The organism is Enterobacter cloacae complex sp. S3 (assembly GCF_014930495.1).
Classification (GTDB): Bacteria; Pseudomonadota; Gammaproteobacteria; order Enterobacterales; family Enterobacteriaceae; genus Enterobacter; species Enterobacter asburiae_B.
Genome location: NZ_JADBRD010000023.1, coordinates 42584 through 57281, shown reverse-complemented (window position 1 = coordinate 57281; position 14698 = coordinate 42584). Strand labels below are relative to the sequence as shown.

Genomic DNA, 14698 nt, shown 5'->3' with positions numbered 1-14698 from the left:
CTCCTTAGTGACAGTCGCCCGCCGGGCTGCTGCAGCAGGTCGCGGCGGTTTTACGGTTTGCCAGCAGGTCGATGTCGACGCGGCTGCGCGCACGCCGCAGCAAACCGAGCACTATCACGTTAAACAGCACAACCGCGAGAATACAGACCAGGCTGTAGCGCGGATGCTGGCTGAAATTAACGGTTTGATAAAAGAGCGTCGACAGCGAGTACGCTATGTTTAACCCCCACAGGATGGAGAAGCCCATCCAGCCGCGGCTGGACTCGCGGGCAATCGCTCCCATCACGGAGATGCACGGAATGTAGAGCAGGACAAAGATGAGGTAGCTGTAGGCCGCGGACGCGCTGCCAAATTTCTCGCCCATCACGCCCATGGCACCTGTTGCCATTTCGCCGTCGCCTTTGCTGGCCTCAATAGGGTTCGCCAGCACGCTCAGGCTGAAGGTATCTTTCAGGCTCTGCCAGGTCTCCTCTACGGCACCCAGTAGTTCATGACCGAGATGAAACTCTGCCGGATTAAATTCCTGTTCCTGAATGTTCTCTGCGGTGTAAAGCGTGTTCAGGGTGCCGACAACCACCTCTTTCGCCATCGCGCCGGTGAACAGCCCGACGGTCGCCTGCCAGTTATCCTCATGCACGCCAATCGGTTTGAAGACCGGCGTGATGACGCGGCTGACGGAGGCGAGGGCAGAGTCGTTGATGTTATCTGCCGCCTGCCCGCTGAGGGTGAAGCTGTTCAGCGCGCTCAGGAAAATGCTGACGATGACAATCACCTTACCGGCGCGCAGCACAAAGCCCTTCAGGCGCTGCCAGGTCTGGATCGCCAGGCTTTTCAGATGCGGCACGTGATACACCGGCAGCTCCATCACAAACGGCGACGCTTCACCGCGCATAATGGTGTGCTTCAGCATCAGACCGGTGAGGATCGCCATCACGATGCCCAGCACGTACAGCGAGAAGACCGCCAGCGCGCCCTGCTGACCAAAGAAGGCTGCTGCAAAGACCGCAAAGATGGCCAGACGGGCACCGCAGGACATAAACGGCGCCATCATGATGGTCATCAGACGTTCACGTGGCGCATCCAGGGTGCGTGCGCCCATCACCGACGGTACGTTACAGCCGAAGCCGACAATCAGCGGGACGAAGGATTTACCCGGCAGACCCAGCGCCTGCATCAGACGATCCATCACGAACGCGGCGCGCGCCATGTAGCCGGAATCTTCCAGGAACGAGAGGAACAGATACATCATGCCGATCTGCGGCACCAGAGGCAGAACGGTGTTGATACCGCCGCCGATCCCCTGTGCGAGGAAAATGGTTAACCATTCCGGGAAGTGCAGGGTGTAACCCACCCACTGAATTCCGTGGACGAAGACCGCGACGGAACCGGCGTCGAAAATAGGCTGGAGTGCGCCGCCGATGTTAATGGCGAGCAGGAACATCACGTACATGACCAGCAGGAAGATGGGCAAACCGAGGAAGCGGTTAAGCACAACTTTATCCACCGCCGCCGTAAAGCGGCTGGGCTCTGCCGTCAGGGCGTTGCTGACAACGTCGCAAATCGAGGCGATGGCCTGGTAACGCGCATCGGCGATGTGCAGCGCCGGGTCGTCCAGCTCGTCGCTAAGACGGGCCACCGTCGCGTCCAGCTTATCGGCCGCATGCCCGGCGTAAGCGCGGCTGTAGATATCCCCTTCCAGCATCTGCAGGCCAAGCCACAGGCGCTGTTTCGCAGGCATGCTTTTGTCCATCTCCTGCGCCAGCACATTGGCTTCGCGCAGGAGAGGCTGCGCGTAATGCACCAGTTCAATGTCATGATTTCCCTGGTGACGGTCAATGGCCAGCTTCAGCGCATCAATACCGCGAGCGCGCGTCGAGACCAGCGGAACGACCGGGCAACCCAGGCGCGCGGAGAGGGCATCGACGTCGATACGAAGCTTTTGTTTCTCCGCAATGTCGAGCATGTTGAGCGCCACGATGCAGGGGATCCCCAGCTCCAGCAGCTGCAGCGTCAGATAAAGGTTACGTTCGAGATTTGAAGCGTCGACCACGTTGATCAGCAGGTCCGCGTCGCCGCCAAGAATATAGTGGCAGGCAATCTGCTCATCGAGCGAGGTTTGCGACGAAATGGTGGTTAAGGAGTAGGTGCCGGGAAGGTCAACCAGCGTCACCTGGTTGTCCGTTGTCGTGAACTGGCCCTCTTTACGCTCAACCGTCACGCCCGCCCAGTTGCCCACGCGCTGGCGGGCTCCGGTTAGCTGGTTAAAAAGCGTAGTCTTGCCGGAATTAGGATTGCCAATTAAGCCAATAGTTAACTTTTTCATTTTTTTAGACTCACTGAAACCGCTGGCTTGTTATCGGGATAAGGCTTCGACTTCTATTAACGCGAGGTCTTTCTTACGCAGCACCAGATTCACGCGGCGGGTTTCGATATGAACCGGATCGCCCAGCGGCGCCACGCGCACGACCTGGAATGACGAGCCGGGCAGCATGCCCAGCGACAGCAGCTTTTGCCGATAGGCCGGGCTAATTTCGCGGGTAAAACCGGTAATCTTCCATGCACTGTCTGGAGTGAATTGCATAACGCCTGATTCCACGAAAGGTTAAATTATCTACTATGGGATGATAATGAGAATAGTTTTTATCAGCAATATTAAAACTGTGACGGAATGTTGTTTACGGTATTAATTTACGGCCTGTTTGACCTGGCTCAATATTTGCTGAATTGCCTGGAAAACAAAAAGGGGAGTATTTGTTAACGGGGTGATAATTCGTGGTTTAAATATGGCTATGCGATCGGTTTCATATATTTCGATATGATTTTATTCCCCCCACCCATGAGGACGAGGGGGAAAGACCGCACCGTGCGATCCCCTCTCCCTTTTGGGGAGAGGGTTAGGGTGAGGGGCATTGCAACCTTAGCGTTTCTTACCCATCGCTGCCGCCAGCGCATCCATCATCGCGCTGTTGCCAGCAGGCTGAGCATCACGTCCGCGCGGTTTTGCCGCTTTCGTGGCCGGGCGCTGCTGCTCGCGGCCACCGCCATTGCCGCCGCGGCGCGCGCTGGTGTCGCCCGGCTGCTCGTCCAGACGCATGGTCAGCGCGATACGCTTGCGCTGCAGATCCACTTCCAGCACTTTGACCTTCACGATGTCACCCGCTTTAACCACGGTGTGCGGGTCTTCAACGAACTTGTCGGCAAGGGAAGAGATATGCACCAGACCGTCCTGATGCACGCCGATATCCACAAACGCGCCAAAGTTGGTGACGTTGGTCACCGCGCCTTCCAGCACCATGCCGGGCAGCAGGTCGTTCATGGTTTCCACGCCGTCAGCAAAGGTCGCCGTTTTGAACTCAGGGCGCGGATCGCGGCCCGGCTTTTCCAGCTCTTTGATGATGTCGGTGACGGTGGGGACACCAAATTTGTCATCGGTGAAATCAACGGCTTTCAGGTTGCGCAGGGCGCTGCTGTCACCCATAAGATCTTTCAGTGCCTGCTGGGTGGCGGCCAGAATGCGCTCCACAACCGGGTACGCTTCCGGGTGAACGGTGGAGGCATCCAGCGGGTTATCGCCGTGGTTGATGCGCAGGAAGCCCGCACACTGCTCAAAGGCTTTTGGCCCCAGACGGCTCACCTTCAGCAGCTGCTGACGGTTCTGGAACTGGCCGTTCTCATCACGCCAGGCGACGATGTTCTGCGCCATCATGCGGGTTAAGCCCGCCACGCGGGTCAGCAGGGGAACGGAAGCGGTATTCAGGTCAACGCCGACGGCGTTTACGCAGTCTTCCACCACCGCATCCAGCTTGCGCGCCAGCTGAGTCTGGCTCACGTCGTGCTGATACTGGCCCACGCCGATGGATTTCGGGTCGATCTTCACCAGCTCCGCCAGCGGATCCTGCAGGCGGCGTGCGATAGAGACCGCACCGCGCAGGGAAACGTCCAGGTCCGGGAACTCCTGGGCCGCCAGCTCGGACGCGGAATAGACGGATGCTCCCGCTTCGCTGACTATCACTTTCTGTGCTGTCACTTTCGGGAACTGCTTCTGCACGTCGAGGTAGAAACGCTCGGTTTCGCGTGAAGCCGTACCGTTGCCGATGGCAACCAGCTCCACATTGTATTTTTCGCACAGCGCCGCCACCACGACGGCCGCTTTCGCTGCCTGGCCGGTGTGCGGATAGATGGTATCGGTCGCCACCAGCTTGCCGGTGCCGTCAACCACAGCGACCTTCACGCCGGTACGCAGACCCGGATCGAGACCCATGGTCGCGCGCAGGCCGGCAGGGGCGGCCATCAGCAGGTCGTGCAGGTTACGGGCGAAGACGTTAATCGCTTCGTCTTCGGCGCGCTCGCGCACGGTGCTCATCAGCTCGGTTTCGAGGTGCATCAGCACCTTGATGCGCCAGGTCCAGCTCACCACGCCTTTGCGCCAGCTGTCCGCCGGGGCGTTGTTCAGGCGCAGGCCGAGATGGTCGATAATGATCTGCTCGCAGTGGCTCTCTTTCGGCGGCTCGTCGAACTGCGGGTCGGCGTTCAGGGAGAGCTGGAGCACGCCTTCGTTGCGGCCGCGGAACATTGCCAGCGCGCGGTGTGAAGGGGCGGTAGAGATCGGTTCGTGGTGATCGAAGTAGTCGCGGAATTTCGCGCCTTCTTCCTCTTTACCCGCGACGACGGTAGAGACGATGTGGGCATTCTTCCACAGGTAATCACGCACTTTAGCGAGCAGGGCGGCGTCTTCGGCGAAGCGCTCCATCAGAATGTAGCGCGCGCCGTCAAGGGCGGCCTTGGTGTCCGCTACGCCTTTGTCGGCGTCGATGAATTTGGCGGCTTCGGTTTCCGGATCGTGGGACGGCTCGTTCCACAGCAGGTCGGCCAGCGGCTCAAGACCCGCTTCAATCGCAATCTGCCCGCGCGTGCGGCGCTTCGGTTTATACGGCAGATAGAGATCTTCGAGTTCGGTTTTGCTCAGGGTGCCGTTGATGGCGCTTTCAAGCTCGCTGCTCAGCTTGCCCTGTTCGCCGATGGATTTGAGGATCGCCTGACGACGTTCTTCCAGCTCGCGCAGATAACCCAGACGGGTCTCCAGGTTACGCAGCTGCGTGTCATCCAGACCGCCGGTGACTTCCTTACGATAGCGTGCAATAAACGGCACGGTGTTCCCTTCATCAAGCAGGCGAACGGCAGCTTCTACCTGTTCGGCTCTGGCCTGAATATCACCCGCAATAATGCGGCAGAGCGAATCTTTCATCATGGCTTTATCATCTGTTGAGTCGAAAAATCAGGGGATAGTTATACGGGCTGACACGGCAAAATGCCAGCCGGGGAGGGCGCTCTCGGACTATTTTACGTAGACGATCTCATTGACGTACCAGCTGGCTTCACCGGCTGGAGTCTGAACGACGGCCAGATCGCCCACTTCCTTTTTGAGCAGCGCGCGAGCCATCGGGGAGTCGATGGAGATGTAGTCCTTACGACCAAAAATTTCATCGTAGCCGACAATGCGAAAACGCAGAATGTCGCCATCGTCGTTTTCAATCTCCACCCACGCGCCGAAGAACACTTTGCCCTCCTGCTGCGGGGAGTAATCGACAATTTTGAGATTCTCGAGACACTTCGTCAGGTAGCGAACCCGGCGGTCAATTTCGCGCAGCCGCTTTTTGTTGTACTGGTAGTCAGCGTTTTCGCTGCGATCGCCCAGGCTTGCCGCCCAGGTCACCTTTTTGGTTACTTCAGGACGCTCTTCGCGCCAGAGGTAATCCATCTCTTTTTTGAGCTTTTCGTACCCTTCGCGGGTGATCAGGGGCGTTTTCATGGTAAAGCCTTTGCTGCCTGCCGGTTAACTGTCTTGCGCACAATACGTACCGCACAGTGTAACAGACAGGATTAAAAATGATTTATGTGATGAAATGAGCAGATAAGCTGCTGTTAAATATGCTTTGTAACAATTTCGACTAGAATTTATACCAGAATTAACTGGTCGAATACGTGCACTTTTTTAGAATACGCTGTTACAAAGACTATCCGAACCTTTGGGAGTACACACAATGCAAGAGAACTACAAAATTCTGGTCGTGGATGACGACATGCGCCTGCGCGCGCTGCTGGAACGTTATCTGACCGAGCAGGGCTTCCAGGTTCGTAGCGTCGCGAACGCTGAGCAGATGGACCGTCTGCTGACCCGTGAATCTTTCCACCTGATGGTTCTCGACCTGATGCTGCCTGGCGAAGACGGGCTTTCTATTTGCCGCCGTCTGCGCAGCCAGAGCAACCCGATGCCGATCATCATGGTGACGGCGAAGGGTGAGGAAGTTGACCGTATCGTCGGCCTCGAAATCGGCGCAGATGACTACATTCCAAAACCGTTTAACCCGCGTGAACTGCTGGCGCGTATTCGCGCTGTTCTCCGCCGTCAGGCGAACGAACTGCCTGGCGCACCGTCGCAGGAAGAAGCCGTCATCGCCTTCGGCAAGTTCAAGCTGAACCTCGGCACGCGCGAGATGTTCCGTGAAGATGAGCCAATGCCGCTCACCAGCGGCGAGTTTGCGGTTCTGAAAGCGCTGGTCAGCCACCCGCGTGAACCGCTTTCCCGTGACAAGCTGATGAACCTGGCGCGCGGTCGCGAATACTCCGCAATGGAACGCTCCATTGACGTGCAGATCTCCCGCCTGCGCCGCATGGTGGAAGAAGATCCTGCGCATCCTCGTTATATTCAGACCGTATGGGGTCTGGGCTACGTGTTCGTCCCGGACGGCTCTAAAGCATGAGGCGAATGCGCTTCTCGCCGCGTAGCTCGTTTGCCCGCACCCTGTTGCTGATCGTCACCCTGCTGTTCGTCAGCCTGGTGACGACCTATCTGGTGGTGCTGAACTTTGCGATCCTGCCGAGCCTCCAGCAGTTTAATAAGGTCCTGGCCTACGAAGTCCGTATGCTGATGACCGACAAACTGCAGCTGGAGGACGGCACGCAGCTCGTCGTTCCCCCGGCGTTTCGCCGTGAAATCTACCGTGAGCTGGGCATTTCGCTCTACTCCAACGAAGCGGCGGAAGACGCTGGCCTGCGCTGGGCGCAGCACTACGAATTCCTCAGCCAGCAGATGGCGCAGCAGCTGGGCGGCCCAACGGAAGTGCGCGTTGAGGTCAACAAAAGCTCGCCCGTCGTCTGGCTGAAAACCTGGCTGTCACCCAATATCTGGGTGCGCGTTCCGCTGACCGAAATCCATCAGGGCGACTTCTCGCCGCTGTTCCGCTACACCCTGGCGATTATGCTGCTGGCGATAGGCGGCGCGTGGCTATTTATCCGTATACAGAACCGACCGCTGGTCGACCTGGAGCACGCTGCGCTGCAGGTCGGTAAAGGGATTATTCCACCTCCGCTGCGCGAGTATGGCGCCTCGGAAGTCCGTTCGGTGACGCGCGCGTTTAACCATATGGCGGCAGGCGTGAAGCAGCTGGCGGATGACCGTACGCTGCTGATGGCAGGTGTAAGCCATGACCTGCGCACGCCGCTAACGCGTATTCGTCTGGCGACGGAGATGATGGGGGAAGAGGACGGTTATCTCGCCGAGTCCATTAACAAGGATATCGAAGAGTGTAACGCCATCATCGAGCAGTTTATCGACTACCTGCGCACCGGGCAGGAGATGCCGATGGAGATGGCGGATCTGAACGCGGTGCTGGGCGAAGTGGTGGCGGCGGAAAGCGGCTACGAGCGCGAGATTGATACCGACCTGCAGGCGGGTGAAATTCAGGTACGCATGCACCCGCTCTCCATCAAACGTGCAGTGGCGAATATGGTGGTCAACGCGGCGCGCTACGGCAATGGCTGGATTAAAGTCAGCAGCGGGTCTGAACTCAACCGCGCCTGGTTCCAGGTGGAAGACGACGGTCCGGGCATCAAGCCCGAGCAGCGTAAGCATCTGTTCCAGCCGTTTGTGCGCGGCGACAGCGCGCGCAGCACCAGCGGCACGGGCTTAGGCCTGGCGATTGTTCAGCGTATTATCGATAACCACAACGGACTGCTGGAGATTGGCACCAGCGAGCGGGGTGGACTGAGCATTCGCGCCTGGCTGCCGGTACCGGTGACGCGGGGGCAGGTGAAAGAGGGTTAAAAAAAGGGTGGCAATTGCCACCCTTTTTTGTAGGTCGGGTAAGGTGAAGCCGCCACCCGACAAAATGCGGTCTCTGCGGTCTGATGCCCTCACCCCGGCCCTCTCCCACGGGGAGAGGGAGAAGGACTACAGCTTCGGACCCGCGCTCACCAGCGCAGCACCCGCCGGGGTATCGGTGTACTTCTCGAAGTTCTCGATAAACAGCTTCGCCAGCGATTCTGCTTTCTCGCGCCACTGCTCCGGAGAACCGTACGTGTTGCGCGGGTCGAGGATATGCGTATCCACACCCGGCAGCGACGTAGGGATCGCCAGGTCAAACATCGGCAGCGTGAAGGTTTCGGCGTCGTCCAGAGAACCATCCAGAATGGCGTCGATAATCGCGCGGGTATCTTTGATGGAGATACGTTTTCCGGTACCGTTCCAGCCGGTGTTCACCAGGTATGCCTGCGCGCCGGATGCCTGCATGCGTTTCACCAGCACTTCAGCGTACTGCGTCGGGTGCAGCGACAGGAAGGCCGCGCCGAAGCAGGCGGAGAAGGTTGGGGTTGGCTCCGTCACGCCACGCTCGGTACCCGCCAGCTTGGCGGTAAAACCGGAGAGGAAGTGATACTGCGTCTGGCTGGCCGTCAGGCGAGACACCGGAGGCAGCACTCCGAACGCATCCGCGGTCAGGAAAATGACCTTCGTGGCATGACCCGCTTTTGACACCGGCTTCACGATATTGTCGATGTGGTAGATCGGGTAAGAGACGCGGGTGTTTTCCGTTTTCGACGCATCGTCGAAGTCGATGGAGCCGTCGGCACGCACGGTGACGTTTTCCAGCAGCGCATCGCGACGGATCGCGTGGTAGATATCAGGCTCGGCCTCTTCAGACAGGCGAATGGTCTTCGCGTAGCAGCCGCCTTCAAAGTTGAATACGCCGTCGTCATCCCAGCCGTGTTCGTCATCGCCAATCAGGCGACGTTTTGGATCGGTGGACAGGGTGGTTTTCCCGGTGCCGGACAGGCCGAAGAATACCGCCACGTCGCCTTTTTCACCGACGTTAGCCGAGCAGTGCATGGAGGCGATGCCCCGCAGCGGCAGCAGGTAGTTCATGACCGAGAACATCCCTTTCTTCATTTCGCCGCCGTACCAGGTACCGCCTATCAGCTGGATACGCTCGGTCAGGTTGAAGGCCACAAAGTTTTCGGAGTTCAGACCCTGCTCTTTCCACTGTGGGTTCGTGCATTTCGCACCGTTCATCACGATGAAATCCGGGGTGAAATCCTGCAGCTCTTCGTCGGTTGGACGAATAAACATGTTTTTCACGAAATGCGCCTGCCAGGCCACTTCAGTGATAAAACGCACGGAGAGACGGGTATCGGCGTTAGCGCCGCAGAAAGCGTCGACAATGAACAGACGCTTGCCGGAAAGTTGATGGGTGACGAGCCCTTTCAGGTGCTGCCAGGTTTCCGGGGAGAGCGGTTTGTTGTCGTTCTTCCCTTTGCCCTTGTCAGCCCACCACAGCGTATCGCGGGTGGTTTCGTCTCGGACGATATACTTATCTTTCGGCGAACGACCGGTAAAAATACCGGTATCGACGGCGATAGCACCAAGATTCGTCAACACACCACGCTCGTATCCTTCCAGTGCTGGATTGAGCTCTTCCTGATACAGCGTATCGTAGTCGGGGTTGTAGACGATTTCCTGGACGTCGTGAATACCATAAGCCTTGAGATCTTGCGGGGTTAAACCAGTAACACGCATATCACTGCTCCTTAGCCAATATGTACTGCCTGAAATTGTAGGGTTTTTCTGAGGTTGTTAACCGCGACGGGGCTCATAGATTTACGCATCTGGACAAAACCCTTACTAACGGAAAACGCTGCGACTCCAGTCACAGCGCAGGCGGATTATCGCAGGAATCGCTTTTTGGTTGGGGAAAATGTTCCGAAAAGGTTAAAGAGTGGTGATTTTATCGGAAAGAATGTGAATGTAATCGCATACACGTAAGAAAATTACGTAAGAGTTACATAAGGAAAACGATTCAGCTTGGGGGGAGTTTTTTACCCCTCACCCCAGCCCTCTCCCCAAAGGGGAGAGGGGGTTCAAGTTCCCTCTCCCCTTTGGGGAGAGGGTTAGGGTGAGGGGAAAGAGGTTTAGTGAACCTGCGGATCCGCCGGGGAGGCGTTATTGCGGATCTCAGCGATATCCATCGAATTGAACACGTAGTGCGTACCGCAGTAGTCACAGTGCATATCGATTTCGCCGTCTTCCGCCATGATGCTGTCGATCTCTTCATCCGGCAGGGTTTTCAGCGCGCCAGCACAGCGCTCGCGTGAGCAGGTGCACTTAAATTCCACGGACTGCGGATCGTAAACCGTCACTTCTTCTTCGTGGTACAGACGCCACAGCACGTCGGTCGCCGACAGGTTGAACAGCTCTTCCGCTTTGATGGTTTCGGTCAGCGTCGCCAGGTGCTCAAAGTCATTGGTCTGTGCGTCCTGCGCAGGCAGAACCTGCAGCAGCATACCGCCCGCAGCAGGCTGACCGCCCACTTCACCGGTGCGGATGAAGAGACGCGTCGGCAGCTGTTCAGAACGCATGAAGTAATCTTCCAGGCAGGCTGCCAGGGTATCGCCTTCCAGACCCACCACGCCCTGATAGCGCTCACCTTCCTCAGGGGAGATGGTGATCACCAGGTAGCCATTACCCACCAGCGTTTTGAGGTCTGCATTTTCAGGCACGTCGCCCTGAACGCGCGCCACGCCGCGCATCTGCTGCTGGTTATTGCCGTTGATCACCGCCAGCGTCATCGGGCCGTCACCCTGCAGCTGCACGGTGATATCACCGGCAAACTTCAGCGTCGCCGTCAGCAGGCTGGTGGCAACCAGCAGTTCGCCCAACAGGGTCTTCACCGGCAGCGGGTAGTTGTGGTTTTCCAGAATCTGTTTCCAGGTTTCGGATACGGTGACCAGCTCGCCGCGCACGGCGAATTGTTCAAACAGATAGCGGTGTAATTGGTCGTGTTGGGCCATTTTCATCTCTCGTGCGGGTGAGGTTAATCAGTCTCACCGTGTTTAAATTTCATCAGATCGCGACGCTCTTTTTTATCCGGTCGCCGGTCCGGGTGGGGCATCGTCAGCGCGTTCATTTTGCGCGCCAGCGCGGTCTTCTCGCGCTTTTCAATGCTCTCCGCCGTCTCTTCATAAAGCAGTACGGCTTCCGCTGCAGGTCGACGCTGTTCGGTAATGGCTTTAATCACCACCGTACGTTCATCGTTGCCCTGACGCAGCGTTAAGGTGGCATTCAGCTCAACCAGCTTGCTCGGTTTGCTGCGCTGGCCGTTGTAATGCACTTTTCCGCCGTCAACCATCTCGCGGGCAAGGGCGCGTGTTTTATAAAAACGCGCTGCCCACAGCCATTTATCCAGTCTTACCCCGTCAGAGGGTTTTTCTTTCATGGCGTCTCCTTCACGGTCAGTGAGGGGATCATCTGGCGATAGTCGTTCAGTCCAGGGTGGCGCATATAGCTTTTTTCAGCCAGGCCAGAGTCAGGATTGGTCACGCCCAGACAGTAGCGAATGCCAAACCTTGCCGCGGAATCCAGAATGGGCTCGCTGTCATCAATGAACAAGGTACGTTCTGGCTGCAAACCCGTCTCTTCCTTCACCGCATGCCACAACCGCTGATCCTCTTTCGGATAACCAAATGTGTGGGTGGAAAGTAATAAATCAAGGTGCGACGCCAGACCGGTATGCTCCAGCTTCACCGCCAGATTATGTGGATGCGCGTTGGTCAACAAAATACGGCGCTTGCCGCTCGCTTTCAGCGCATCCAGAAAGGGCACGGTGTCCTCGCGCAGAACGGCGCGCGGCCCCTGGGCGGTGGTCATGGCACAAATATCCAAACCGAGGCGCTCGCTCCAGTAGTCAAGACAGTACCAGTTTAGCGTATGTTGCACCGCGCTATATTGCGAACGAATGAATGCCTGCGCTTCTGCCGGGGAGATCCCCTGCTGCTCGCCATAGGTTTCAGGAACCAGCGTTTGCCAGAAATAGTTATCAAAGGCGAGATCGAGCAGCGTGCCGTCCATATCCAGCAGAACGGTATCTACCTCCTGCCAGGCGATATCAAGATGCATAAGGGGGAACTCCAGCCAGAAGAAACGTGCGCGACAGGGTAGCACATCTTGCCGCGCAACGACGTTATCAGATCAGGCTCTCAGACGAGGGGATCAGCTTTGGATTGAGGCAGTTTTCATAATACTGCTGAATGTCGGCAAGCCGGGTGCGCGAGCGCTGGTAGCGGCGCAGGGCCATAAAGCCGTTCCAGAAAATGGCGATCAGCATCGCGGTCATCAGCAGAGAGGTGCCGATGTAACGCCACAAGCCTGCGCTATCCGGCATCCGGTGCAGGCCGATATGGCGAGTGCCGTTGGCGTCGGTATAAATACTCGTGACAATCCCTTCGGCGCTGAACGGCGTTTGCATCAGCATCTGCGCAAGGCGCTGGAACTGGCTCCACTGCTCCTGCGCCGGGTAGTCATAAAGCGCAACCTGCGGGTAGGGTTGATCGACAAGGTCGCTGCCTTCATCGCTTGCAATCACAAAGCCACCCGGCGCCGGGCTGTTCAGCGCCTGAGCCGCACGGGTGGTCTCGCGCATCATGAACGGCGACGTCGAGGTGGCGACCAGGTTATCCAGCGATTCCGCGCTCACCGGACGCAGCAGCACGTTAACGCCATCCAGTCGTCCCGCTTCGGCGCGTTTTACCAGCGAGTCCCAGTCTTTGCTGTTCCCCAGGTTTACCAGGGCGTTTTTAAGGCGTATGCACTCATCCTGAGAGGAGCATAAATCCTGCGTTTTCAGGACGATGTCACCAAAATCATCCAGCAGAACCATGCCTGATTTCTGAATGGCCGAGCGCAGCGCGGGGCTGACGCGCGAATCATCGTCCGGTTTCGGGTGCAGCTGGCGGTTAACCGTCTGGGTGAGAGCCGTGGCCTTATTCACCACTTCGGATTCCGGCAGCGGCAGCGGCGGCGCGTCGTTCCAGATAATTTGCGAACAGTCGAACGGCATGAACGGCGAGCTCTGACGCGTGTTCCACGCCCCCGGGGTGTGAATATTACACATCCCGGTTCCCTTCAGGCGCAGCGTGTCCCCCACGCGTACACCGGCTTCATCCAGTTTGTTGACGCTTGTCGCTTCAATGGTTTGCGCCCCTTTGATCCATGACAGGGTGAATTTAATGGGCATATCCAGCGGCACGAAAAGCAGCAGCATGGCTAAGACCAGCGCGGCGCCGCCGGCAATGACCGTACTGCGTAGCCAGTGCTGAAGCGGGAAATTTTTCACTTCATCATGCAGAGACAGGAAGCGCCCCTGACGCACAACGTGGCGGTCAAGGTAGATATCAATATCGGTTTTCTGCCCTAAATCCTGTGCGATCCACGGCTGCCAGTGGCGCGGGTAGATCAGGTCGATAATACCGAGCGAAATATTGTTGAGATGCTCCTGATCGTTTTCACCGAACAGGCCCCAGCGCTTTGGGGTACCGCGCAGGCAGTGGATCTCGCGCAACGAGGTTTTAGCCGGTGGAGCAAAGAGACCCCAAAGCCCGCCGGCCAGCAGCAGCACCGCGCCGCCAGCCAGCCAGGGGACAAACACATCCGGCGTCAGCAGGCAGATGAAAAAGAGCAGGAAGGCAGCAACGATCAGAATGGCTTCACGGATGCCGTCCGGGCGGCTCAGGGCGTACTCTTCATGCGTCTCCTGGCGAATGTTCAGCAGTTCGATCTGCTCTGTCTCTTCGCCACGAATGGACGCCTGCGTTGAACTCGCGCGTTCCAGCGCAAAACGCGGGGCTTCCTGAAGGTATTCATTCAGCGTATGGCCGTTAAGCGTGATTACCAGAGGCAACGAATCGGTGTGAATCAGCTCAACGCTGTTTTCGTCATTAATGTATTGCTCCCAGGACGGGGGCAGATGCACTTCGACGGAATCAAGGTAATAGCGCCATTTGTTGGGGTCATCAGTGGTGATGCCATAGCGCGTGATGGAGCGCGTCACGCAGAGCACGGTATCACTTTGCGCATTAAGCTTTAGCGCGACGGGCGCAGCGGTGGCTCCCGTTGGCCCAGGCGTTAACTGAGTACGGTTCAGGATTTCGAGATAGTTTTCAACCGCATCGCGCTCGTCCTGCGTGAGTTTACGCGTGCTCGCACCCGCAAATGCGTTTAAAAAGGGCAGACGATAACGGCGCTGTACGCGGCGCCTGTACAACCACCCTGCAACCAACGCGCCGGCCAGCATAGCAGCGAGAACAATCAAAATGGTGCTCATGCTTTCCCCATCTTACTTATCTTCTTACAGGTGTAGTCAGTAGCACCTTTACATTGAATGAGAGTCTGTGGCTGGCTATCGGCAAGTATGGAGTCGAACTTGAGCATTCTGAAGCGCATCCCAGTGACCGGTGATGATAGCAAAGCCTGTTATGGCGCGATATCAGCAAATTCCTGGAAACATTTCAACCTCTTGACATTTGTTTTGAATTGAGGATTGATCCCTGATACGTTGCACAAATGTAAATAAAGAACGATTGACATTGCCGA

At 57.3% G+C, this 14698-nt stretch carries 11 protein-coding genes; 2 read left to right on the top strand and 9 right to left on the bottom strand.

Annotation, left to right across the window (positions count from 1 at the left end; translation table 11 throughout):
- Positions 1–4: 4 nt before the first annotated feature.
- The 4 genes from feoB to greB form a co-directional block, all read right to left on the bottom strand.
- Positions 5–2323 (bottom strand): Fe(2+) transporter permease subunit FeoB, encoded by a 2319-nt coding sequence (gene feoB / locus IM317_RS14990; RefSeq protein ID WP_033146822.1) that lies wholly within the window; start codon positions 2321–2323, stop codon positions 5–7.
- Between the two features lie 30 nt (positions 2324–2353).
- Positions 2354–2581, bottom strand: coding sequence for a ferrous iron transporter A (feoA, locus tag IM317_RS14985; RefSeq protein ID WP_008503050.1), 228 nt, complete (start codon positions 2579–2581; stop codon positions 2354–2356).
- A gap of 336 nt (positions 2582–2917) precedes the next feature.
- Positions 2918–5248 (bottom strand): Tex family protein, encoded by a 2331-nt coding sequence (locus IM317_RS14980; RefSeq protein WP_033146821.1) that lies wholly within the window; start codon positions 5246–5248, stop codon positions 2918–2920.
- An 87-nt stretch (positions 5249–5335) separates the two neighbouring features.
- The gene (greB, locus tag IM317_RS14975; RefSeq protein ID WP_033146820.1) at positions 5336–5809 is read right to left on the bottom strand and encodes a transcription elongation factor GreB; all 474 of its coding nucleotides are present in this window, start codon (positions 5807–5809) and stop codon (positions 5336–5338) included.
- A 232-nt stretch (positions 5810–6041) separates the two neighbouring features.
- Between greB and ompR the strand changes: the two genes are divergently transcribed.
- The gene (gene ompR, locus IM317_RS14970; RefSeq protein WP_001157751.1) at positions 6042–6761 is read left to right on the top strand and encodes a two-component system response regulator OmpR; all 720 of its coding nucleotides are present in this window, start codon (positions 6042–6044) and stop codon (positions 6759–6761) included.
- The gene (gene envZ, locus IM317_RS14965) at positions 6758–8104 is read left to right on the top strand and encodes a two-component system sensor histidine kinase EnvZ (protein WP_010436407.1); all 1347 of its coding nucleotides are present in this window, start codon (positions 6758–6760) and stop codon (positions 8102–8104) included. The genes ompR and envZ overlap by 4 nt, the downstream gene beginning before the upstream one ends.
- 126 nt (positions 8105–8230) lie before the next feature.
- Here the strand turns inward: envZ and pckA are convergent, their stop codons facing one another.
- The 5 genes from pckA to IM317_RS14940 all read right to left on the bottom strand — a co-directional run bounded on the left by pckA (position 8231) and on the right by IM317_RS14940 (position 14429).
- Positions 8231–9850, bottom strand: a complete 1620-nt coding sequence (pckA, locus tag IM317_RS14960; protein WP_033146819.1) for a phosphoenolpyruvate carboxykinase (ATP) — start codon at positions 9848–9850, stop codon at positions 8231–8233.
- 392 nt (positions 9851–10242) lie between these two features.
- The gene (hslO, locus tag IM317_RS14955) at positions 10243–11127 is read right to left on the bottom strand and encodes an Hsp33 family molecular chaperone HslO (RefSeq protein ID WP_120785278.1); all 885 of its coding nucleotides are present in this window, start codon (positions 11125–11127) and stop codon (positions 10243–10245) included.
- Between the two features lie 17 nt (positions 11128–11144).
- Positions 11145–11546 carry a ribosome-associated heat shock protein Hsp15 gene (gene hslR, locus IM317_RS14950; RefSeq protein ID WP_029740483.1) on the bottom strand — a complete coding sequence of 134 codons (402 nt, stop codon included), beginning with the start codon at positions 11544–11546 and terminating at the stop codon, positions 11145–11147.
- Positions 11543–12226 (bottom strand): GMP/IMP nucleotidase, encoded by a 684-nt coding sequence (yrfG, locus tag IM317_RS14945; protein WP_033146818.1) that lies wholly within the window; start codon positions 12224–12226, stop codon positions 11543–11545. The genes hslR and yrfG overlap by 4 nt, the downstream gene beginning before the upstream one ends.
- 67 nt (positions 12227–12293) lie before the next feature.
- Positions 12294–14429: an intracellular growth attenuator family protein gene (locus tag IM317_RS14940; protein WP_033146817.1), complete on the bottom strand. Its 2136-nt coding sequence runs from the start codon at positions 14427–14429 to the stop codon at positions 12294–12296.
- Positions 14430–14698 lie beyond the last annotated feature (269 nt).